Origin of the sequence: Bacteroides sp. OM08-11 (assembly GCF_003438665.1) — a bacterium.
In the GTDB taxonomy this organism is placed as follows: Bacteria; Bacteroidota; Bacteroidia; order Bacteroidales; family Bacteroidaceae; genus Bacteroides; species Bacteroides cutis.
Genome location: NZ_QSTJ01000007.1, coordinates 35,676 through 59,026, shown reverse-complemented (window position 1 = coordinate 59,026; position 23,351 = coordinate 35,676). Strand labels below are relative to the sequence as shown.

Sequence of the window (23,351 nt, the reverse complement as noted above, 5' to 3'; positions counted from 1 at the left end):
TTCTAAATGATTAATATTAATGATTAATAATTTTATTGAGGGCAAAGATAAGAAAAAAAGCGAAAATCCTTTGCATCTTACAAAAAAGTATCTATATTTGCACCCGCTTAACAGCAACAAGGTTTGATTCGCTAGCTCAGCAGGTAGAGCACAACACTTTTAATGTTGGGGTCTTGGGTTCGATCCCCAAGCGGATCACCAAAGGATCAGAGAGTTACACTTATAGTAACTCTCTTTTTTTATGCTTAAATTACAATAGTTCACATGGTTCAGTCAAACCGATAGTTAAACAAAGAATAAAAACAACTGTTAATGTAACGTGCTACAAATCAAAAGTTTTAAAGAATGAAAAATTACCGCTTATGGTGAGAAGCTGTAAGAACGGAAAGAAGAAGTACATAAGTTTAGAAATTTCTGTCAATCCTGCACATTGGGACTTCAAGAAGAACCAGCCTAAATCCAAGTGTCCACTCAAACCTCGAACAATTGACAACTTCAAAAGTTGTATGGAAATGTATTTAGTTACACAGATTACATACCGGAAGATTAGAACAGTTCATACGAGTATCTTATTTTTCTTTCTAAACAGGTTGTATGCTTAAATATTCCATATACAAAAATGAATGTACAACTGAAACAACACAAGTAATCAAGAATTACCCATTTATCAACATATAAGCGAACAAATGACATACGGAACATGCAGATTTGTACAAAAATACAACTTTTATATACTACATAAAACTACAATGGTGAATAAAACACATAATTTTGACATCACGATTTATTCATTATTTAAAATATTGGTTATGATGAAAAAAAACTATTTATTAGTACTAGTATTATTACTATCTGGAATATTATCTACTGCTTGTAAATCTCCGGAAAATACTATCAAATTCGCTATTATTTCTGATTTGCATGGTCCTGATGTTCCCGATGGGCAAAAACGTTTAGAAACTTTTGTTAAGGTAGCTCAAAAAGAGAAAGTTGATTTTATAATCAACTTAGGCGATTTCTGCCGCCTAGATAGTACCAGTATGACTTTTTTAACTATTTGGAACTCCTTTAAAGGTAATAAATACCACGTAATGGGGAACCATGATGTAGACAAATATACGGTTACCGAATATATATCAGGAATCGGAATGCCAGAACGTTACTATTCCTTTGATGAAGGAGAATTTCATTTTATCGTATTAGATGGAAATAATTTATTCGATGGCCAAAAATATACGCACTATGCAAAAGGTAATAATTATAAAGCGAACGAAAACATGCATGATTATATAGATGCCCAACAACTAAAATGGTTGGAAACGGATTTACGAAGAACAGATAAAAAATGTGTATTGTTCTCTCATCAGAGTATTGATACTTTTCTGAAAAATGGAGCAGAAGTACGGACTGTCCTGGAAAATGAGAATCAACATGCGGGTTTTAAAAAAGTGGTTCTGGCATTCAGCGGGCATAATCATAGTAATTATACTAAAGAGATAAACGGAATAACATACATGCAAATAAACAGTGCATCGTATGTATGGATAAATCGCTTTTCACAAACAGAAAAACGTTATTCAGAAGAAGTCAATCGGAAATACCCGCTTTTGAAACATTCTATTACTTATGACCAACCATTATATGCTATCGTTACCCTAAACAATAAAAGAGCAAAAATAAAAGGAAGTGAGGCCCATTTCATACCTCCTACCCCAAAAGATTTGAACATGAAAGATTCTATAGGTGTTTTCCCTTTAGTTTCAGTGATAGAAAATAAGGTTATTGATATAGAATAATTAATACCACTTTGCCACAAAGTCCCTTCGTGGCAAAGTGGTATGTTTATATCCATTTCAACATCTATCCTACTTTTTCAAAAGCTGTTACGATTTTATTTCATGCTTTCCATAGTTTTTCACTCTTATTAAACGGAAGTAAAATTTACTCCACCTCCAAATACAACACCCTGCTTGAATAATCATTCTGTTTATGATAGTCCACCCTATGGCTATAAGGTATCTCCAGTCCGTTCGCCATAAGGTAGGCACCACTGAATGTTTTTCCCTCATAGCTCAGGGGAACATTATCAATGCGATTCAATTCATGTATCCGGTACTGCTTTTCAGGACTAAGCCCCGCCATCTTGACACGAGGTAAATGTTGGTTGACGAAATGCTCGGTTTTCCACCAATAAAACACCGCCTTGTCCTTTTCGGAGCTGACGTACATCAAAGATGCCACACCTTGCCGGTCATATGGAGACATCAACCTATAAATATCACCCAGTTGCACTACCGGACGAATTGTTTTATATTCAGCAATAGCTTTCTTACAAAGATCCTTTTCCTCGCCGGTCATGTTCTTGGGTTGAATTTCCATACCGAGACGGCCGCTCATTGCCACATCGATGCGGTATTTTAACGGAATGGTACGGAAAGTCTGGTGATTGGGAGCGGCACTGATATGCGACCCCATCGCAATGGCAGGAAAGAAATAAGATGTCCCCCACTGCATATACACACGTTGTAAGGCATCGGTATTGTCACTTACCCAAAACTCATCGAAATACGGCAAAATACCGTAATTAGCACGACCACCACCGCTGGCACATGCCTGAATGGTTATGTCGGGATATTTGGCACGAATACGTTGGCATACTTTCTCAAAACCACGATGAAACTCGATATACAGATGGCTTTGATTATCTTTCGTCAGATATTGGGAACCATGATTCAAGATGGACATATTGGCGTCCCACTTAATATAGTCTATTTCCGGATAGGAAGTCATCAGACCGTCTACCACACCGAAAATAAAATCCTGTACAGCAGGATTGGCAAGGTCGAGCACGACTTGTGTACCCCCACGTCCTAGTACAAGGTCACGTTCCGGCGCTTTAAGTACCCAGTCGGGATGTTGTTCGTACAATTCACTGGCAGTGTTCGCCATTTCGGGTTCAATCCAAATACCAAACTTGATACCATGTTTCTTCGCGTCACTCAATAACCCTTCAATACCCTCAGGAAGTTTGTTCTTATCCACTACCCAATCGCCCAAAGAAGAAGAATCATTCTTACGCGGATACTTATCGCCAAACCAACCATCATCCATCACGAAAAGCTCACCACCCATGGAAGCGATATCGTTCATCATCTGCCCCATCCCCTGCTGATTGATGTCGAAATAAACACCCTCCCAGCTGTTCAGAAGGATTTTCCGGGGTGTAGTACCATGCGCCAGTTTATGTAACCGTGCCCAACGGTGAAAATTACGGCTGCTTCCGCTCAAACCTTCGTCACTGTAAGTCAACGCAAGTTCAGGCGTACGGAACAACTCGTCCTTTTTCAATGTATAAGCAGAATTTTCCTCATTGATACCGGCAAAAAAATGATGGAATTCATCGTCGTGAGTATCGATACGGAGCTTATAGTTACCGCTATAGCAAAGAGCCGCACCAATAACGGTACCTTCGTTTTCCTGTGGCTTGCCGTCCAGTGAAAACATCACTTCGGCATGAGCAGTATGAGAGTTACGCACACCGTCTTTATTCTTAATCACTTTCATGCCGGGTTCCAAAGGTTCCTGAATCAACCTGCCTTCGTTTGCCCATGAACCATAAAGATGGGACATCCAAACGTCTCCCCGGCGTATCGGTAGGTAAGCGGATGCAAACTGACTGAGTACTACCGGCTTCTTCTCCTGATGAGAAATCTCCGTCCAAGTTTCAATGACATCGGCATCCTGCCAAGCTCTGTAGCATACATTGACGAAGAAAGAATAAACCTTGTCTTTCAGTTCAATGATGGTTTTTACGGCATTATTTTCATTTCCGGTAGTCACTTTCACTACTTCCAGTTGCAAAGTCATGTTACCATCCGGATGCTTCACGGCGAGCGCCACTTCCGTAGGACAATTCAGGCCATAAACCGGATAAGCCGTTTTCGTTGCTTCAACGGCTTCGATGTTCTGCAAATCAGTTTCAGAAAGTCTATTCCCATAATAAAGGTATTTCAGTTCGCCTCCGACAGGCGCCGATAATACCAGTGAGGTCTTGGGAGTAGATACACATACATTCTGAGCAGGCAAACTGCCCACGAGCAACAACGCTCCCAGAAGTAAATTCATTCTTTTCTTGAGGTTCATGTTTTTCTTGTTTTAGATTATTCATTACGATTGCCGCAAAGATAGGCGGTTCCCCCAAAAAATATTAGTATTGTTTTATCATATCCTTATATTATTTTCTACTGACTACCGTACCCGTAGCTTGATTAGTAGGCATCACCAGTACTTCAGCAATCTGTATATGTTCGGGCACAGCGGCAGCAAAATATACCACTTCTGCTATATCATCCCCGTCGAGAGGGCGTATTCCCTTGTATACATTGTCGGCAGTTTCCTTATCCCCACGGAAACGAACGACGGAAAAATTTGTCTCCACCAATCCAGGTTTGATGTTCGTGACACGTACAGGCGTATCTACCAAATCTATTCGAAGTCCATCGGATAATGCCTTGACGGCAGCCTTACAAGCGCAGTACACACTTCCACCCGGATAAGCATAATCTCCGGCGATAGACCCCATATTGATAACATGCCCACGACCACGTTCCACCATCCCGGGAACCACCAAGCGTGTCATGGCAAGCAGGGCTTTTACATCGGTATCAATCACGATATCCCATTCATCAAGATTGCCTTCGTACTCTTTATCTACCCCGATAACAAGACCGGCATTGTTTATCAGTATATCAATCTCCTTCCATCCGGCAGGCAGGGTATTCAAGGCAGTCTTGGCAGCTTGACGGTCGCGCACATCAAAAGGAAGCAGATAAACATCTGCATGATATTTTTCTTCCAAATCTTTCTTTACGGCATTCAGTTTCTCAACGTTCCGTGCGTTCAGGATCAACCGATAACCATTCATGGCAAACTTACGTGCACACCCCTCTCCTATTCCCGAGGAAGCACCCGTGATGAATACAATCTTCTTTTCCATTTTTATAGTGTTGTTTAATATCAATATTATCTACAAAAGTAAAAGTTTTGTAGTTCAAAACAAAAGAAATACAAAATCAAAATATTATCATTTTGATTTTTCCTATTTATTTTGCCGTCTCGTAAAAAATGTCGAATTTTGTAACATTAAAAATAACTATAACAAAAACTAATCATAAATGAAGAAAGCTCTTATCTCCGGCATTACCGGTCAGGACGGTTCGTTTCTGGCAGAATTCTTATTACAAAAAGGATACGAAGTACACGGTATCATGCGTCGTTCATCCTCTTTCAATACAGGACGTATAGAACATCTATACTTCGATGAGTGGGTGCGTGATATGAAGCAACAACGCACTGTAAACCTGCACTATGGTGACATGACAGACAGCAGTTCACTTATCCGTATCATCCAGCAAGTACAGCCGGACGAGATATATAACCTTGCGGCACAAAGCCACGTAAAGGTATCTTTCGATGTACCTGAATATACTGCTGAAACAGATGCGGTAGGAACACTGCGCATGCTCGAAGCAGTACGTATCCTCGGCATGGAGAAAAAGACAAAAATCTATCAAGCTTCCACCTCGGAACTGTTCGGAAAGGTGCAGGAAGTGCCGCAGAAGGAAACAACCCCATTCTATCCGCGTAGTCCGTACGGCGTGGCAAAACAATATGGTTTTTGGATCACCAAAAATTATCGCGAAAGTTATGGTATGTATGCCGTGAATGGTATTCTCTTTAACCATGAGAGTGAACGTCGGGGTGAAACTTTCGTGACCCGTAAGATTACGCTGGCTGCTGCACGTATCGCACAGGGAATGCAAGACAAGTTATATTTGGGTAATCTCGACGCCCGTCGCGACTGGGGATATGCCAAAGATTATGTAGAATGTATGTGGCTCATCCTACAACACGACACTCCGGAAGATTTTGTGATTGCCACGGGAGAAATGCATACCGTACGTGAATTTGCCACGCTGGCATTCCGTGAGGTAGGCATCGAACTTCGCTGGGAAGGTGAAGGAGTCAATGAAAAAGGTGTCGACGTAAAAACCGGCAATGTACTGATAGAGGTAGATCCGAAATATTTCCGCCCGTCGGAAGTGGAACAACTCTTGGGCGATCCGACCAAAGCAAAGACCCTGTTGGGTTGGAATCCTCGCCAAACAAGTTTCGAAGAATTAGTAAAAATCATGGCGCAGCATGACATGAAGTTCGTGAAGAAACTGTATCTGCGTTCAAAGGAAGAATGAATTTGACCGAATTAAACATCAATCATGGAAAAAAATGCCAAAATATATGTTGCAGGACATCGCGGATTGGTAGGTTCTGCCATCTGGAAAAACCTGCAAGAAAAAGGGTATACCAATCTTGTCGGCAAAACCCATAAAGAACTTGACTTGCTGGATGGCGTTGCTGTACGTCAATTCTTCGACAAAGAGCAACCGGAGTACGTTTTCCTAGCCGCCGCCTTTGTAGGAGGTATCATGGCTAATAGCATTTATCGTGCCGACTTCATCTATAAGAACTTGCAAATCCAACAGAATATCATCGGTGAAAGTTTTCGCCACAACGTGAAGAAATTGCTCTTCCTGGGTAGCACTTGTATCTATCCGCGTGATGCCGAACAACCAATGAAAGAGGACGTGCTCCTTACCTCTCCGCTGGAATATACCAACGAACCGTACGCCATCGCCAAGATTGCCGGACTGAAAATGTGCGAAAGCTTTAATCTGCAATATGGTACCAACTACATTGCCGTGATGCCCACCAATCTCTACGGTCCCAATGATAACTTTGACTTGGAACGTAGTCATGTGCTCCCTGCCATGATCCGCAAAGTGCATCTGGCACATTGCCTGAAGCAAGGCGACTGGGATGCCGTGCGCAAGGATATGAACAAGCGTCCGGTAGAAGGGGTAGACGGAAACAGCAATAAAGAAGAGATATTGAATATCCTTGGTAAATATGGCATCAACGAAGAAGAGGTAAAACTCTGGGGTACGGGAACTCCTCTCCGCGAATTCCTTTGGAGTGAAGAAATGGCGGATGCCAGCGTTTTCGTCATGGAGCACGTGGATTTCAAAGATACCTACAAACCGGGTGACAAAGATATCCGTAACTGCCATATCAATATCGGTACAGGCAAGGAAATCACTATCCGCCAACTGGCTGAACTAATCGTTGCCACTGTGCGTTATCAAGGCAAGCTCACCTTTGACAGCAGCAAACCTGACGGAACCATGCGTAAGCTGACCGACCCTGGAAAACTGCATGCACTGGGATGGCATCATAAAATTGATATTGAAGAAGGCGTACAACGCATGTACGACTGGTATATGAATGAATAAACTCAAGTATATTCCGGTATTACCGGTACTCATACTCCTATTGTGCGGCAGCCATGTAACTGCAACAGCTGCCGCCCCTGTTACCTATTCAGTCCACGGGAAAGTGATAGACAAACGCTCACGACAACCCGTCTCTTATGCAAACGTGGTTGTTGCGGGCATACCGGGAAAAGGTGCTTCCGCCGACTCGCTCGGCATATTCCGCATCGAACAAATACCACCGGGGATATACCGTTTCGAAGCTTCGAGTTTGGGTTACACCACGGTGCAGACTCCCGAATACATCGTTTCCGCTTCAACTCCATCTATCGAAATAGAAATGGAAGAGAACGAAAATCTGTTGTCAGCAGTTGTCGTCACGCCTTCTCCTTTCCGGCGGAGCATAGAAAGTCCGGTCAGCATGCAGGTCATCGGACTGCAAGAAATAGAGAAAAGCCCCGGAGCCAATCGTGACGTATCCCGTATTGTGCGCGCTTATCCGGGTGTATCCTTTTCCCCTATCGGTTATCGTAACGACTTGATTGTACGGGGTGGCTCTCCCTCCGAAAACCGTTTTTACATGGACGGGATAGAAATTCCCAATATCAACCACTTTACCACGCAAGGTGCTTCGGGTGGTCCAGTGAGTATCGTCAATTCCGACCTGATACGCGAAATTACATTCTACACCGGAGCATTCCCCGTCAACCGTTCCGGTGCGTTGAGTTCCGTTCTCGATTTCCGGCTGAGAGACGGCAATCCGGACAAACAGACGTTCAAGGCGACTATCGGTGCTTCCGAGGTTTCACTAAGCGGAGCGGGCCATCTGGGGAAACGTAGCACGTATCTATTCTCCGCACGCCAATCGTACCTTCAGCTCTTATTCAAGGTATTGGGACTTCCTTTCTTGCCCAACTTCATCGACGGGCAGTTCAAGCTGAAAACCAAGTTTTCCGAAAACAATGAACTTACCGTACTTGGTCTGGCAGGAATTGACAAGATGAAACTGAATACCGACGAGAAGGGTGAGGATGCGGAATATCTGCTCAGTTACCTCCCTACCATCTATCAAGAAACGTTCACTGTAGGAGCGGTATACAAGCATTATGCAGGGAAACATGTGCAAGCATTTACACTGAGCCATAATTATCTGAATAACCGTAACCTGAAGTATCGCAACAATGATAATTCTTCGGAAGACAACCTGACCTTACGCCTGCGTTCCATAGAACAGAAGACTACTTTACGTTTTGAAAACCAGACCCGCTTGGGACAGTGGACTTTAAAAGAAGGTGGTGAACTGACCAATTCCATTTATACCAACAACACCCGGCAACTGCTCTACAGAAATTCCGGCGAACTGTCGGTCTACCATACTTCACTCAATATCTTCGGATGGGGAGCATTCTTTGCTACGGACTATACTACAAAGGACAATCGCCTGTCTGCTTCCATCGGTATCCGTATGGATGGCAACACTTACAACCGGGAAATGCAGCAGTCGTGGAGACACCTCTCTCCCCGCCTGTCCGCTTCATATAAACTTTCGGAGCAGTGGACACTGAGCGGTAACGCAGGACTCTACCATCAACTGCCACCATACACAGCCCTGGGATTTAAGAACAATGAGGGTATCTATATAAATAAGGGCTTGAAATACATGCAGGTATTGGAAAGCAGTGTCGGACTGGACTGGCATCTGCATGACCGCATTATGGTTTCGGTAGAAGGTTTCGTCAAGCGATACAGCCGTATTCCGCTTGCGCTGAGAGACAATATTCCACTGACATGTCAAGGTAATGACTATGGCGTAGTGGGTAATGAAGCTCTTGCATCCACCGCCAACGGTAGAGCCTACGGTGTGGAAACCATGTTCCGGTGGCAAGTATCCGGTAAGTTTAATCTCGTTTCTTCTTTTACGTTCTACAAAAGTGAATATCGCAGCCACGCAGGAGCCGATTATATCCCATCGGCTTGGGATAACCGATTTATACTCAATATGAGCGGTACGTACAACCTGCCAAAGCGTTGGAGCATAGGCAGTAAATTGAGTTACATCGGCGGTGCTCCCTACACGCCTTACGATGAAGAGAAGTCATCGCTTGTAGAGGCATGGAATGTTCAAGGAAAACCTTATTACGACTACTCCCGCTACAATAAAGAACGGTTTCCCAACTTTACCCAGATAGATGTGCGGGTAGACAAATCTTTCTATTTCCGTCGTTATATGGTAGGCTTATATCTGGATTTACAGAACGTTACGGGCAATAGGCTAAAACAGCCAGATGTAATTATGAGTACGGAGATCATTGAAAATCCTTCGGCACCCATCAGTGAACAACGCTACAAAATGAAATATCTGAAACAGGAAAGTGGTACAATACTCCCCACGCTAGGAGTAACAGTAGAGTTTTAGCAAATTAAAGCTATTTTCCTTATAAAAGTTTGCATTCTATATATAAACCTTTATATTTGCACAAATTTCAACTAAATGTGCAATTAATATCATGAAACAAAGTTTTATTGCCTATATAGAAAACAGTATAAAAGAAAATTGGGACTTGGACGCTCTGACAGATTATAAAGGAGCTACCCTACAATATAAAGATGTAGCCCGCAAGATAGAAAAGTTACATATAATCTTTGAATCAAGCGGCATCAAGAAAGGTGACAAGATAGCTGTCTGCGGCCGCAACAGTTCACATTGGGGAGTGACATTCCTTGCCACACTGACATATGGCGCAGTAATCGTCCCTATCCTTCACGAATTTAAAGCGGATAACGTTCATAACATCGTCAACCACTCCGAAGCTAAGCTTCTGTTTGTAGGTGACCAGGTATGGGAAAACCTGAACGAAAGTGCCATGCCATTGTTGGAAGGTATTATGCTGATGACGGACTTCTCCATCCTCGTTTCACGCAGTGAAAAATTGGACTACGCGCGTGAACACCTGAATGAAATGTTCGGTAAGAAATATCCCAAGAACTTCCGTAAGGAACATATCGCTTATCATAGAGACCAACCGGAAGAATTGGCGGTTATCAACTATACATCCGGTACTACCAGTTACTCCAAAGGTGTTATGCTGCCTTACCGCAGTTTATGGTCGAACACAGCCTTTGCCTTCGAAGTGCTCCCGCTGAAAGCCGGAGACAAATTGGTATGTATGTTGCCGATGGCACACATGTACGGACTCGCATTCGAGTTCCTGTACGAGTTCGCCGTGGGGTGCCACATTTACTACCTGACCCGCATGCCGAGTCCGAAGATTATTTTCCAGGCATTCGCCGAGGTGAAACCGAACTTGATTGTAGCAGTGCCGCTCATCATCGAAAAGATCATCAAAAAGAACGTACTGCCGAAACTGGAAACACCAGCGATGAAGTTGTTGCTAAAAGTGCCTATCATCAATGATAAGATAAAAGCTACCGTACGTGAGCAGATGATACAGGCCTTCGGAGGTAATTTTGCCGCTGTCATCGTAGGAGGTGCCGCTTTCAACCAAGAGGTGGAACAGTTCTTGCGCATGATAGACTTCCCATACACCGTGGGCTACGGTATGACGGAATGTGGTCCTATCATCTGTTACGAAGACTGGACTCGCTTCAAACCGGGATCTTGTGGTAAAGCTGCTCCCCGCATGGAGGTGAAAATATTATCTCCCGATCCGGAAAACATCCCGGGCGAAATTGTTTGTCGCGGACCTAACGTAATGTTGGGTTATTACAAAAACGAAGAGGCTACCGAACAGGTACTCGATAAGGACGGTTGGTTACGTACCGGTGACCTCGCCTTGATGGATACTGAAGGTAATGTGACCATCAAAGGCCGTAGTAAGAATATGCTTCTCGGTCCGAGTGGTCAGAACATCTACCCCGAAGAAATTGAAGATAAGTTGAATAACATGCCATATGTTGCCGAAAGTATCATCGTACAACAAAACGAGAAGCTTGTCGGATTGGTTTATCCGGACTTTGATGACGCCTTTGCACACGGACTTCACAACGAAGATATAGAACGTGTGATGGAAGAAAACCGTGTGGCACTGAATGCGGAACTACCTGCATACAGCCAAATTTTCAAAATGAAAATCTATCCCGAAGAGTTTGAGAAAACCCCAAAGAAATCAATCAAACGCTTTTTATATCAGGAAGCTAAAGGATGAGAAACAAACTATTATTATCCGCCGCCTTGTTTCCATTGTACGGAATGGCAGAAGAAGTATGCGATATGCCACAAGGCAGTGTAACGCATGCTGACAAGACACGTCCCAATATCATTTTATTCCTGGTGGACGACATGGGATGGCAAGACACTTCCCTACCTTTTTGGACACAACGTACCAAGTATAATGATACGTATCACACTCCCAATATGGAGAAGTTGGCAGCTCAGGGAAGAATGTTTACACAAGCATACGCATGTAGCATCAGTTCTCCAACCCGCGTCAGCCTCTTTTCGGGGATGAATGCAGCCCGTCATCGTGTCACCAGTTGGACATTGCGTAAAAATACTACCCATGAACAACCGGATTCCATTATGATTTATCCAGAATGGAATGTAAATGGTATTTGTCAGGAACCGGGAGTGGAACGCACCACGCAAGTCACCTCGCTTGCACAATTGCTTAAAAATAATGGGTATCACACTATACATTGTGGAAAAGCTCACTTCGGTGCCGAAGATACTCCGGGTGCCGACCCATTGAAGATGGGATTTGATGTGAATATCGCGGGACACGCTGCTGGTTCACCTGCCAGTTATTATGGTACGGAAAACTTCGGTAATAAGCCGGACGGTAAAAGTCCATTGGCTGCCGTACCCGGTTTGGAAGAGTACCACGGAAAAGATATATTCCTTTCCGAAGCTCTCACTATAGAAGCGGAAAAAGCATTGGACACCGCGCAGAAGATTGACAAGCCGTTCTTCCTCTATATGGCGCATTATGCCATACATACGCCCATACAGCCGGATATGCGTTTCTATCAGAAATACATCGATGCCGGATTGCCTCCGGTGGAAGCGGCATACGCCACGCTTATCGAAGGAATGGACAAGAGCCTGGGAGATATCATGGACTATCTGGACAAAAATAACTTGACGGAGAATACAGTCCTGATTTTCATGTCGGACAATGGAGGACTTGCCGCCCACACACGTGCTGGACAACTGCATATACAAAACTATCCCCTGAACAGTGGGAAAGGTTCTGCCTACGAAGGTGGCGTACGTGAACCGATGATCATACGCTGGCCTGGTGTGGTTACTCCCGAAACAAAGTGTAACCACTATCTGATGATAGAAGACTTCTTCCCTACTATTCTCGAAATAGCAGAAGTAGAACATTATAATACCATCCAGCAGCGTGACGGTATCAGCTTTTTGCCTCTGCTCACCGGTAAAGGTAAAATGAAAGACCGTGACATCTATTGGCATTATCCTCATAGTTGGGGTCCTTCGGGACCAGGTATCGGCGCTACTTGTTCCATCCGTTCGGGCGACTGGAAGTTGGTGTATTATTTCGACAGTGGTAAACATGAGTTATTCAATATACCTGCCGATATCAGTGAAAAAAATGATGTGGCCGGAAAAAATCCGACGCTCGTCAAGAAATTATCACAGAAATTAAGTAACTATCTTCGGTCTGTGGATGCACAACGTCCCATATTACGTGCCACTCAACAGTTGGCGCCTTGGCCAGATGAAACTTTTAAATAACATGAAACGTATCTTTCTGCTCATTCTGCTTTCCTTGTTGTTTGCAGGGGAAATTTATAGTCAGAACAACATTCAGAGTTCCATAAAAGAGAGACACAACCACCCTCCTAAACAGCGTGTTCCACAAACAGATCATGGTCCTGTGGGTATCAATATTTCTCTTTGGAAAAATATCTCAACCCAACGTACAGATACCATAGGCAGTACTTGCTTCAATCTCGGTATTTTTTCATCCATGAACCGTTTGAATGGTTTAGGAATGAATGTTTTGAGTGGTGTGGTAGGCAGAGATATGAACGGCATGCAGATGGCGGGAATATCCAATATGGTGGGCGGTAGTATGCGAGGAGTTCAGATTGCCGGTATTACCAATGTCAACGGTAACAGTTTGAGCGGTGTATCCATATCCGGTCTGGTAGGTATTACAGGAAATTATGCACGGGGAGTCGTATTGTCCGGATTAGCTAACATCACGGGAGATAACAGCCGTGGTGTCATTATCGGTGGCTTACTGAATATCACAGGAGAAGAATCTGCAGGGGTCCAACTCTCAGGACTTGCCAATATTTCGGGAGGTAGTTTCAAAGGGATCAATATTTCCGGATTGTTGAGCGTAGTGGGTGATGATATGAAAGGGCTTCAAATAGCAGGTATAGGCAATGTAGTAGGCGGTACAGCTACCGGAATACAACTTGCTCCACTCAACGTTGCCCTCCATGCAAAAGGTCTGCAAATCGGACTTCTGAATTACTATAAAGAGAGTTTGAATGGTTTCCAATTAGGTTTAGTCAATGCCAACCCACAAACTAAAGTGCAACTTATGGTATTCGGCGGTAATACCACTAAACTGAATGCGGCCGCCCGCTTCAAGAACAAACTATTTTACACCATTCTAGGTGCCGGTTCTCCCTATCTGGATTTCAGTGATAAGTTCTCTGCCGCTTTATTCTATCGTGCCGGATTAGAATTACCTCTTTATGAAAGATTGCACATCAGCGGAGATTTAGGCTACCAACACATCGAAACCTTCAAGAATAAGAACCACGGTTATCCCGCCCGTCTCTACTCATTGCAATCACGCATTAATCTTGAGTACCGATTGACGGATTATTTGGGTATATTCGTTACCGGCGGTTATGGATGGGACAGGTATTACAACAGAAGTTCCAACTATGACAAAGGAGTGATTGTAGAAGGTGGAGTGATATTGTTTAAATACTAAATAGCCATTTATCTCATTGTTTCTCTTTTATAAATCCCGTTCTATACGCTACTAGTAATTTTTTCAAGTCCTGGATTTGTGTCACAAGTACTTTGCCTTTATCCGTATCTTTCACCATCATACGCTGTGAATTGAACTCGATAACAAATGTGGTAGACTTAATATCCTGCCCTTCCTCTATTGCCTTCTGGCGACTTTGGAAAGGTTCGTGCTGTACCAGCTGCAAACCATGGGAATGATACACCAATGTATAACCCGCAATACCGGTTTCAGGCTGATAAGCTTTAGAGAAACCGCCATCAATCACCAGCAACTTACCATCGGCTTTGATAGGTTTCTCACCCTTAATGGTTTTTACAGGCACATGACCGTTAATGATATGTGAATGGGGTCCTGGTTCTACACCAAACTCAGTCAATATATTATCGCAGATATCCGCACGATTACGCAAAGTATAATAATACCCTTTAGTCTCTTTATGCAGCTCCTTATCGGCAACAAAGTAACGTTCAAAGGTAGCCATCTTATCCTTGTCGAATGATGGTGCATTAGGGCCACACCACATATACCAGACATAGTCCAAGGCAAACAGTTTTTCTTTAGAACCATCCTCATCGAAATAGGCTGTACGTATCAATTGATCAGTTTTTTGCAACAATTTATACCCCCAATATTCCTTCTTTCCGATACGTACATGCTTAAAACTACCATCCTCATTCAGAGGTACGGAAGCATGATATAGCAGGTTACTGTTACAAACCAGATACATACCACCGTATGTAAACAGGCACCGCATATGTTTTTTCAACTTCTCACTATTCATGAACGAGGCATGGATCTTATCTACCAATTCCTTTTCCTCATCCGACAAGCGGTAAGGATCCGCAGGATCAACCGTCGGGAAGTTGGTATCACGCAACTCATATTCCTTACCTTCGTACATAAATACTCCACGCTCAAAATCAATCCTATGCAATAACTTCCGGCTTTCCATATTGAACTCAGAACGACGGCTGATGATATCCGCCTCCAGTTTCAGTTGAATAACCGTAATTGCCTTATGCATCTGAGTAATCAGACGCAACGTCTTTTCATTGTATTCCGAGTCGGCAAAATTCATCTTCGGAGCAAAGATTGTACAAGGATCATCACCGTATGTATCCATAGCAAACGTAGCAAGGGGTAACAGATTGATACCATAGCCATCTTCTAACGTTGCCAGATTGGCATAACGCATGGACATGCGGATAACATTGGCAATGCAGGCATTATTACCCGATGCAGCTCCCATCCACAAAATATCATGATTTCCCCACTGAATATCGAAGTTATGATAATCGCAAAGCGTATCCATAATGATATGAGCGCCCGGTCCACGGTCATAAATGTCACCAACAATGTGCAAAGAATCAATCGTCAGACGTTGTATCAAATTACACATGGCAATGATAAAATCATCGGAACGTTTTGTAGTAATAATGGTACTGATAATTACATTGATGTAAGCGTGTTTGTTCGGTTCTATACTCGATTCGTGCAACAACTCCTGAATAATATACGAAAATTCTGCCGGAAGTGCCTTACGTACTTTAGAACGTGTATATTTAGAAGAAACATTCTGGCAGACTTTCACTAATTGGTTCAAAGTAATCAGATACCAATCATCCAAATCTGTTTCATGCTCTTTTATCAATTGTAACTTCTCCTCCGGATAATAAATCAAAGTACACAGCTCTTTCTTCTCGCTTTCACGCAAGGTATGACCAAAAATCTCATTCACTTTCCGTTTCACAGCTCCCGAAGCATTCTTCAATACATGCTGGAAAGCCTCATATTCACCATGAATATCAGTGAGAAAATGTTCTGTACCTTTCGGCAAATTCAGAATAGCTTCCAAATTTATGATTTCCGTACTGGCATCAGCGATAGTAGGAAAACTACGTGACAACAGTTGCAAATAGCGCAGGTCACTGACAATACTTTCAGGAGTAATGGTTCCCATGATATTATTTACGATTTAACGATTTACAAATTACGATGAAAGTTACTTTATTTAAAATCACTCTGAAACTTTAATTCTCAACTTCCAATTATCAATCTCTTACTATCAATTATCAACCAAGCAAGAACATCAACAACACTTGCGCAATAATCACACGCAAAAACATACACAATGGATAAACCGTGGCATATGCCACAGACGGATTATCACCGGGTATCGTATCATTGGCATAGTTCAATGCCATCGGGTTTGCCATACTTCCACACAACATCCCCGCCATCGAACCGAAATCAATTTTCATTATCTTAAATGCGATGACACCCATAATCAACACCGGAATTACCGTCAGTCCGAAACCTATGGCAATCCACAGCAAACCTTCCGGACGGAATACCGTATCGAAGAAATGAGCACCTGCATCAAGTCCCAAACAAGCCAGATAAAGAGATAACCCCAGTGCACGTAACATCAAATTGGCGCTCCGTGTAGTATAAGTTACCATATGCATTCGCGGACCAAACGTACCGATAAGAATGCCTACAATGATAGGACCACCTGCCAGACCGAGTTTCACCGGAGCACTGATGCCCGGAATAGAAAATGGAATAGCCCCCAAAGCCAACCCCAATATGATACCCACAAACACTGCTACCAAATTCGGTTCTTTCAAGCTCTTGATGGCATTTCCTAATACTTTCTCCACATTTTGAATGGCAGCAGCCTCACCCACCACAGTCAAGCGGTCACCCAATTGCAAAGTTAATTCTGCCGTAGCCAGCAATTGTACACCACTACGGTATACACGACTGATATTAATGCCATAATGATTACGTAAATGCAATGAGCCCAACTTCTTACCATTTAACTCAGGACGCGTCACAACAATACGCTGCGAAATCAATTGGCTGTCAATAGCATTCCAGTCGATATCCTCCTTATTCCAATCTGTATGTTCCTGTTCACCAAAAAGTACAGTCAGCGCAGGCGCATATTTTTCGGAAGTGATAACCAGCAAACGATCACCCTCCTTTATCACTTTTTCGGAAGTCGGGATACTTACATTACCATCCCTCCACAAGCGGGAAATCACAAATTTCTGATAACTTAAACTTGCTATCTCTTTGACACTTTTATCAAAAATAGCCGGATTGTGCACCTGAAAGGCAGCAATATAGGTTTTATTCTCGTCATCTTTCTCTTTGAGTTCCAAATCTTCCTTACGTGCCAAAGCCTTACGGATAGCCAACACAGCAAGAATAACCCCTACCACACCCAACGGATAAGCCACTGCACATCCCAATGCCGGAGTACTGGCTTCCAACCCCATTTGCTTCAACGTTTGCTGAGCCGCACCTAACGCCGGCGTATTAGTCGTAGCTCCACAAAGTATACCAACCATATTGGGCAAAGAAATGCCAAATCCGTAACTACCCAGTACTGTGAGCAATGTACCTATCAGCACCACGCCCAACGCCAACATATTCAGTTGTACTCCTCCTTGACGGAAAGAACTGAAAAAGCCCGGACCAACTTGCAGTCCCAACGCATATACAAATATTACCAATCCGAAACTTTCCGCATAGTTCAACATCTGTGGATTAATGGACAACCCAAAATGCCCGGCAAGGATACCTGCAAAAAAAACAAACGTCACACCGAGAGATATACCACAGATATGCACTTTACCCAGTCCCAATCCGATAGCGGAAATTAATGAGAGTACCACCACCGCCTGTAAAGCGGAATGTTCGACAAACAAACTATATAGCCAATCCAATGTTTTACAGTTTTACCGTTTATGCCTACAAAGATAGGAAGTATCCTTGTAGGTTGAAAATAAAAGCATAAAAAAAGCGGTCACCCCATTAGGTAACCGCATTAATATCGTTTGTAGTGGATACGAGAATCGAACTCGTATTGCATGCGTGAGAGGCATGTGTCCTAACCGTTAGACGAATCCACCGGCTTTCCGGTTTAGTACACCCTCAGGGATTCGAACCCTGGACCCACTGATTAAGAGTCAGTTGCTCTACCAACTGAGCTAAGAGTGCAAAGAGCGGAAGCTGGGGGATTCGAACCCCCGGTACGGTTACCCGTACGTCAGTTTAGCAAACTGGTGGTTTCAGCCACTCACCCAAACTTCCTTTTTATTAACCAACATTCTTCTCAAATGCGGTGCAAATGTATGGCAAACTTTTGGACTTTGCAAATCTTTCTCACATATTTTTTTAAGCATTTTCCGATAAAAAGAGGTAACACATTAACAGTCAAATTCTAATAGGAAGAAAAAAAATGAGAATTTACAAATCATAAATCTACAAATTCCTATTTCTTGATTTGTATCAATCCTTCTTCTTTCCTCTTTCTGTACCTTTGCGCGATTTTTCATCACAGCACGTTCCAAATGATACAACAGGAAAGTTTAAAGAAACGGCTTGCTAAACTGGCAGCCCCCATCTTTATAGAAACACTTCTCATCATGATGCTCGGTGCAGTCGATACCATCATGCTGAACCGACACTCAGACAACAGTGTTGCCGCCGTAGGTGTCGTCAACCAGATTATCATGCTTACATTCCTAGTATTCGAAGTCATAAACCTCGGCACTTCCGTACTTTGTTCCCAATACTTGGGTGCTAAACTACAAAAGAAGGTAGTACAAGTTGTAGGTGTCTCTATCATCGTCAATCTGGTGGTCGGAATCATTGTCAGTCTGCTCCTGTTTTCCTGTGCCAATCCCATTCTCCGTCTGATGGGGCTCACTCCCGAACTGATGCAAGACGGTCTTGACTATATGCGTATTGTAGGTGCCTTTGCTTTTTTCCAGGCACTTTCACTCACTCTCTCCGCCTCTTTACGTAGCGCCAACAAAGCTGTATATCCCATGTTAGTAACTGTTGTTATCAATATCCTTAATATAATAGGTAACTATTCACTTATTTTCGGGCGATTCGGTTTTCCTGAAATGGGTGTGGAAGGTGCTGCCATTTCCACAGCTTTCAGTCGTGGTGTATCGATGTTGCTCCTATTTATCATCCTGTTCCGCAAACATATTCACCGTTTTCCGCTTGCCTACTTTCGCCCGTTTCCATGGATGGAATTGAAAAACTTGATGAAAGTCGGATTACCTTCCGCCGGAGAACAATTATCGTACAGTTCATCTCAGGTTGTCATCACCTTCTTTATCAATATGCTGGGAGTAGAAGCACTCGCCACCCGTACCTATTGCGTCAATATCATTATGTTTGCCTACCTGTTCAGCATCTCGATGGCACAGGGCGGTGCCATCTGCATCGGACATCTGATAGGCGAAAAGAAACCGCATGCAGCCTTTCTGATGGGTAAATACGTCATGAAAAAATCTGTGATGATAACCGTTATACTCTCATGCATCCTCGCATTTTTCGGTCATATCATCTTTAGTTGGCTCACTTCCAATCCCGAAATCATACACATGGGCGTCACTATTCTATTCATCGATATAGTTCTTGAAATAGGCCGCCCTATCAATATTTTCGCCACCAACGCCCTGCGTGCGGCAGGCGACGTCAACTATCCGTTCTATGTCGGGTTGGTTGTGATGTGGAGTATAGCGGTCGGCCTCGGTTATCTTTTCGGTATTCCTTTCGGATGGGGTATCTGTGGCATGTGGGTGGCTTTCTTACTGGACGAAAATATCCGGGGGATCATCTTTGTACATCGATGGTACAGTATGAAGTGGGTACATAAAGGCTTCATTAATTACTAATACAAAAAACATCTTTTTTTGCACCGGAAACTAAAAAATAGTATACTTGCGTCATCATACGCAATATACTTCAATATGGCAAGCTTTAATTCACAATTAGTAATCAGTAATTAAACAAAACCTCTATCTTTGCAGGTAAAACGAACTTTAACCGATTTGGCTGTATGGATACACTATTAAAGGAAACTGTAGATGCTGCCGTTAATTCCCGTTATCCTGGGATGGCTCCCGAAGGTAGAAAACAGATAGAAGAAATTCTTATCCGTAAAGAGGTACAAAAAGGCGAGATCCTGCTGAAAGAAGGGCAAGTCAGCCACAATATGGTTCTCGTCGGTAAAGGTATGTTGCGACAGTTCTATTACAAAAATGGAAAAGACGTTACCGAACACTTCTCTTACGAAGGTTGTATCATCATCTGTATTGAAAGCACGCTGAAGAAAGAGCCAACCCACCTCATGATCGAAGCCCTTGAAGACAGTGTAGTCTATCTGTTGCCTTACGACAAGCTGATGCTCCTCACCGAAGTTTCCTGGGAAATCAACATGTTCTATCGCAAAATACTCGAATATTCACTCATTGTCTCACAAATAAAGGCTGACTCCTGGCGGTTCGAAACGGCACGCGAACGCTACACCCAACTGATGCAGCACCAGCCGGAAGTCATCAAACGAGCGCCTTTATCCCATATCGCATCCTATCTGCTGATGACGCCCGAAACACTGAGCCGGGTACGTTCGGGCATACTGTAGGCCACCCATCCCTGTCTAAAACTCCGGATACCGGTAACACAACCTGTATTTCCATGAAAAACAGAAAAAAACGGTTATCTCTACGGGCAAAATATAGGGTTCTTTGCATGGTGAGCGGTAAAACCGTAGGTGGTCAAGCGTTATTTTGCCGGATTATCCGGGGCTAAAAAGGGCAACGGATAAGTAGCAAATCTTTCTCTTAGCCCTTCATTATCCTACATTTTAACGATTTGGAAAGGTATATAAGAATTTGGCTTAACTCTCCTCAATACCAAACACTTACTTTATTTATCCAAATTTTGCCGTTTTTTTGCGAGTTTTAGTATCTTTGAACCATTGGAAACAACTCATAAAAATAATTATCAAGCTTGGAAAGAGTTGTGATTTGCTTTCATTTTAGTATCTTTGAACCATTGGAAACAACACCATATTGTTTGTGGCCAAACGGTCAAACGTTGTGATTTGCTTTCATTTTAGTATCTTTGAACCATTGGAAACAACTTCTTTCCACCGGATAAGGCTTCGGCACTTGTTGTGATTTGCTTTCATTTTAGTATCTTTGAACCATTGGAAACAACATCTCATTAGCACAAAGCCAACCACCATTAGTTGTGATTTGCTTTCATTTTAGTATCTTTGAACCATTGGAAACAACAAGCTTTCAAGGCCTGCGAAAGAGTATATGTTGTGATTTGCTTTCATTTTAGTATCTTTGAACCATTGGAAACAACTATTGTTGACGTGGTAATACTCCATGGAATGTTGTGATTTGCTTTCATTTTAGTATCTTTGAACCATTGGAAACAACGAAATGACATGGGCTAATATTGTAGCGATGGTTGTGATTTGCTTTCATTTTAGTATCTTTGAACCATTGGAAACAACCTTCATTCTATTTTGAAAAACAAGTTACCAGTTGTGATTTGCTTTCATTTTAGTATCTTTGAACCATTGGAAACAACAAAAAATCCTTCATGAAGGCAACTATTCAGGTTGTGATTTGCTTTCATTTTAGTATCTTTGAACCATTGGAAACAACACAATGGAAATACAGGACAATTGTGATTTGTTGTGATTTGCTTTCATTTTAGTATCTTTGAACCATTGGAAACAACGCTCCAGTATATTTTAGTGGCCGAACTGGAGTTGTGATTTGCTTTCATTTTAGTATCTTTGAACCATTGGAAACAACTGAATATTCATTACATTATAATATTCAACTAGTTACTACACCATTTAGAATTAAAAAAAGAAGTATGTTTCCCAGAAAAAATCCCGCCTAATAGCGGGATTTTCTTTTTAGAACAGCTCCAGTTGCTGTCCCGGAGTATTTACTTCCATAGTCTTCTTTCCATAAAAAAGTTCAATACTTCCGAATTGTTTATCCGTAATACACATAATTCCTACGTTTCCATGTTCAGGCAAGAAAGATTTAACTCTTTTTATATGTACCTCCGCATTCTCACTACTCGCACAATGACGAACATATATAGAAAACTGAAACATCGTGAATCCATCTTTTTGCAGTTTTTTTTTAAAATCCACATACGCCTTTTTATCTATCTTCGTCTCGGTAGGCAAATCAAACAATACAAGTACCCACATAATACGATATTCACTAAATCTGTCCATTACATCTCCGGATAAGATATCTTACGCAGTTCACCACTAAAACATTTATAGAGTGAAGCCGTTGTCTGCCCAACAGCCACCATTAACGGACTACGCTTTCCCGAAATATTAGTTTCTAATGTAGGAATAGCCAGCAACTGCGCTTTCAATTCTTTAGTCAGCTCAGTATAAGTATCATTATTCTTGCCTATGCCGTACACCAATCTATCCACATACGGACGATAAGGTTCCATTATATCATCTGCCAGACAATAAGCATTGTAACGATTATGATGGTGTATCCCCAACGTTGGCAAGAGTCCACTTGCAACCAGCCCACGAGCAACCACTGCTCGTAAAATAGCATATCCATAATTCAACAGATTATTAGGCGGAACCCCGTCCCTGTCTCTGGTAAATCCCTCTATCCTAAACAGATTCTTCCAATAATATGCTGCCGCACGAGCCTCTAAATTATCCGAATCCCCACTTTTCACATCAGCAGCCCAAACTTTCATACACCTTATTTCTTCCCCAGCACACTCCTTCAATACCACTGCCTGATTTTCTATCTTTGCCTTAATCGTCTGCTGCCAAAGTTGTTTCATCAACGGCAGAGAAGCATCAATTTGCTGTCTAAATCTCTCGTTCTGCGTAGTATTTCCATACAATGGAAGCATCAACCCAACCGGCATACTTTTTGTATCACAAGTGATGACTGCACAATTATTTTCAAGCAAAGCTTCCAGCACTCCCGAAGTAACGGTTATCTGTTTATTATCCAATACCACAATCCCAATGTCCTCTATTGGCTTAGTCACTTCAGCCCACTGTTTAAATCCTTCGGGCAAAACATCACTCTTGACTACCTCAGGAAGTTTAATTACCAATTGAGCATTCTTCAAAGACAAATAAACGGGATTACCAAAATAAAGTGTTTTCTTAATCATAGCACTCCGATTTATAGATTAT

At 42.6% G+C, this 23,351-nt stretch carries 16 protein-coding genes, 4 tRNA genes and 1 CRISPR repeat array; of the genes, 11 read left to right on the top strand and 9 right to left on the bottom strand.

Features of this window, described 5'->3' with window-relative positions:
• Positions 1-125 precede the first annotated feature (125 nt).
• The 3 genes from DXC10_RS12685 to DXC10_RS12675 all read left to right on the top strand — a co-directional run bounded on the left by DXC10_RS12685 (position 126) and on the right by DXC10_RS12675 (position 1,796).
• Positions 126-201, top strand: a tRNA-Lys gene (locus DXC10_RS12685).
• A complete protein-coding gene (locus DXC10_RS16650; RefSeq protein WP_255419819.1) occupies positions 174-602 on the top strand; it encodes an Arm DNA-binding domain-containing protein in 429 nt (142 codons plus the stop codon). Before DXC10_RS12685 ends, DXC10_RS16650 begins: the two co-directional genes overlap by 28 nt.
• A gap of 207 nt (positions 603-809) precedes the next feature.
• Positions 810-1,796, top strand: coding sequence for a metallophosphoesterase (locus DXC10_RS12675; RefSeq protein ID WP_233519952.1), 987 nt, complete (start codon positions 810-812; stop codon positions 1,794-1,796).
• A 145-nt stretch (positions 1,797-1,941) separates the two neighbouring features.
• Here the strand turns inward: DXC10_RS12675 and DXC10_RS12670 are convergent, their stop codons facing one another.
• Entirely contained in the window at positions 1,942-4,143 is a 2,202-nt protein-coding gene (locus tag DXC10_RS12670) for an alpha-galactosidase (RefSeq protein WP_101542472.1), read from the bottom strand.
• Positions 4,144-4,234: 91 nt separating this feature from the next.
• Positions 4,235-4,996 (bottom strand): SDR family oxidoreductase, encoded by a 762-nt coding sequence (locus tag DXC10_RS12665; RefSeq protein ID WP_101542471.1) that lies wholly within the window; start codon positions 4,994-4,996, stop codon positions 4,235-4,237.
• Between the two features lie 178 nt (positions 4,997-5,174).
• Between DXC10_RS12665 and gmd the strand changes: the two genes are divergently transcribed.
• The 6 genes from gmd (at position 5,175) to DXC10_RS12635 (ending at position 14,269) form a co-directional block, all read left to right on the top strand.
• Positions 5,175-6,251 (top strand): GDP-mannose 4,6-dehydratase, encoded by a 1,077-nt coding sequence (gene gmd / locus DXC10_RS12660; protein WP_101542470.1) that lies wholly within the window; start codon positions 5,175-5,177, stop codon positions 6,249-6,251.
• A 21-nt stretch (positions 6,252-6,272) separates the two neighbouring features.
• Positions 6,273-7,349 (top strand): GDP-L-fucose synthase, encoded by a 1,077-nt coding sequence (locus DXC10_RS12655; RefSeq protein WP_101542469.1) that lies wholly within the window; start codon positions 6,273-6,275, stop codon positions 7,347-7,349.
• Complete coding sequence (locus tag DXC10_RS12650; protein WP_117737971.1) at positions 7,342-9,744, top strand: TonB-dependent receptor domain-containing protein; 2,403 nt, start codon at positions 7,342-7,344, stop codon at positions 9,742-9,744. The genes DXC10_RS12655 and DXC10_RS12650 overlap by 8 nt, the downstream gene beginning before the upstream one ends.
• 91 nt (positions 9,745-9,835) lie before the next feature.
• Positions 9,836-11,494: a long-chain fatty acid--CoA ligase gene (locus tag DXC10_RS12645; protein ID WP_117737970.1), complete on the top strand. Its 1,659-nt coding sequence runs from the start codon at positions 9,836-9,838 to the stop codon at positions 11,492-11,494.
• The gene (locus tag DXC10_RS12640; protein ID WP_117737969.1) at positions 11,491-13,047 is read left to right on the top strand and encodes a sulfatase; all 1,557 of its coding nucleotides are present in this window, start codon (positions 11,491-11,493) and stop codon (positions 13,045-13,047) included. The genes DXC10_RS12645 and DXC10_RS12640 overlap by 4 nt, the downstream gene beginning before the upstream one ends.
• 1 nt (position 13,048) lies before the next feature.
• Positions 13,049-14,269, top strand: coding sequence for an LA_2272 family surface repeat-containing protein (locus tag DXC10_RS12635; RefSeq protein ID WP_117738077.1), 1,221 nt, complete (start codon positions 13,049-13,051; stop codon positions 14,267-14,269).
• Between the two features lie 13 nt (positions 14,270-14,282).
• Here DXC10_RS12635 and DXC10_RS12630 read toward each other — a convergent pair whose 3' ends face one another.
• The 5 genes from DXC10_RS12630 to DXC10_RS12610 all read right to left on the bottom strand — a co-directional run bounded on the left by DXC10_RS12630 (position 14,283) and on the right by DXC10_RS12610 (position 18,415).
• Complete coding sequence (locus DXC10_RS12630; RefSeq protein WP_117737968.1) at positions 14,283-16,271, bottom strand: fructose-1,6-bisphosphatase; 1,989 nt, start codon at positions 16,269-16,271, stop codon at positions 14,283-14,285.
• Positions 16,272-16,383: 112 nt separating this feature from the next.
• Positions 16,384-18,048, bottom strand: coding sequence for a putative transporter (locus DXC10_RS12625; protein WP_101542464.1), 1,665 nt, complete (start codon positions 18,046-18,048; stop codon positions 16,384-16,386).
• A gap of 114 nt (positions 18,049-18,162) precedes the next feature.
• Positions 18,163-18,234, bottom strand: a tRNA-Glu gene (locus DXC10_RS12620).
• Positions 18,235-18,249: 15 nt separating this feature from the next.
• Positions 18,250-18,322 (bottom strand) — tRNA-Lys (locus tag DXC10_RS12615).
• A 6-nt stretch (positions 18,323-18,328) separates the two neighbouring features.
• Positions 18,329-18,415 (bottom strand) — tRNA-Ser (locus DXC10_RS12610).
• 260 nt (positions 18,416-18,675) lie between these two features.
• Between DXC10_RS12610 and DXC10_RS12605 the strand changes: the two genes are divergently transcribed.
• Positions 18,676-20,019, top strand: a complete 1,344-nt coding sequence (locus DXC10_RS12605) for an MATE family efflux transporter (RefSeq protein ID WP_117737967.1) — start codon at positions 18,676-18,678, stop codon at positions 20,017-20,019.
• Between the two features lie 164 nt (positions 20,020-20,183).
• Positions 20,184-20,768, top strand: coding sequence for a Crp/Fnr family transcriptional regulator (locus DXC10_RS12600; protein WP_101542462.1), 585 nt, complete (start codon positions 20,184-20,186; stop codon positions 20,766-20,768).
• Positions 20,769-21,085: 317 nt separating this feature from the next.
• Positions 21,086-21,960: direct repeats of the CRISPR family, unit length 30 nt; unit sequence TTTTAGTATCTTTGAACCATTGGAAACAAC.
• A 107-nt stretch (positions 21,961-22,067) separates the two neighbouring features.
• Here the strand turns inward: DXC10_RS12600 and cas2 are convergent.
• Positions 22,068-22,400 carry a CRISPR-associated endonuclease Cas2 gene (gene cas2 / locus DXC10_RS12595; RefSeq protein ID WP_101546180.1) on the bottom strand — a complete coding sequence of 111 codons (333 nt, stop codon included), beginning with the start codon at positions 22,398-22,400 and terminating at the stop codon, positions 22,068-22,070.
• Positions 22,400-23,329, bottom strand: coding sequence for a type II CRISPR-associated endonuclease Cas1 (cas1, locus tag DXC10_RS12590; protein ID WP_101546182.1), 930 nt, complete (start codon positions 23,327-23,329; stop codon positions 22,400-22,402). Before cas1 ends, cas2 begins: the two co-directional genes overlap by 1 nt.
• Between the last annotated feature and the right edge of the window lie 22 nt (positions 23,330-23,351).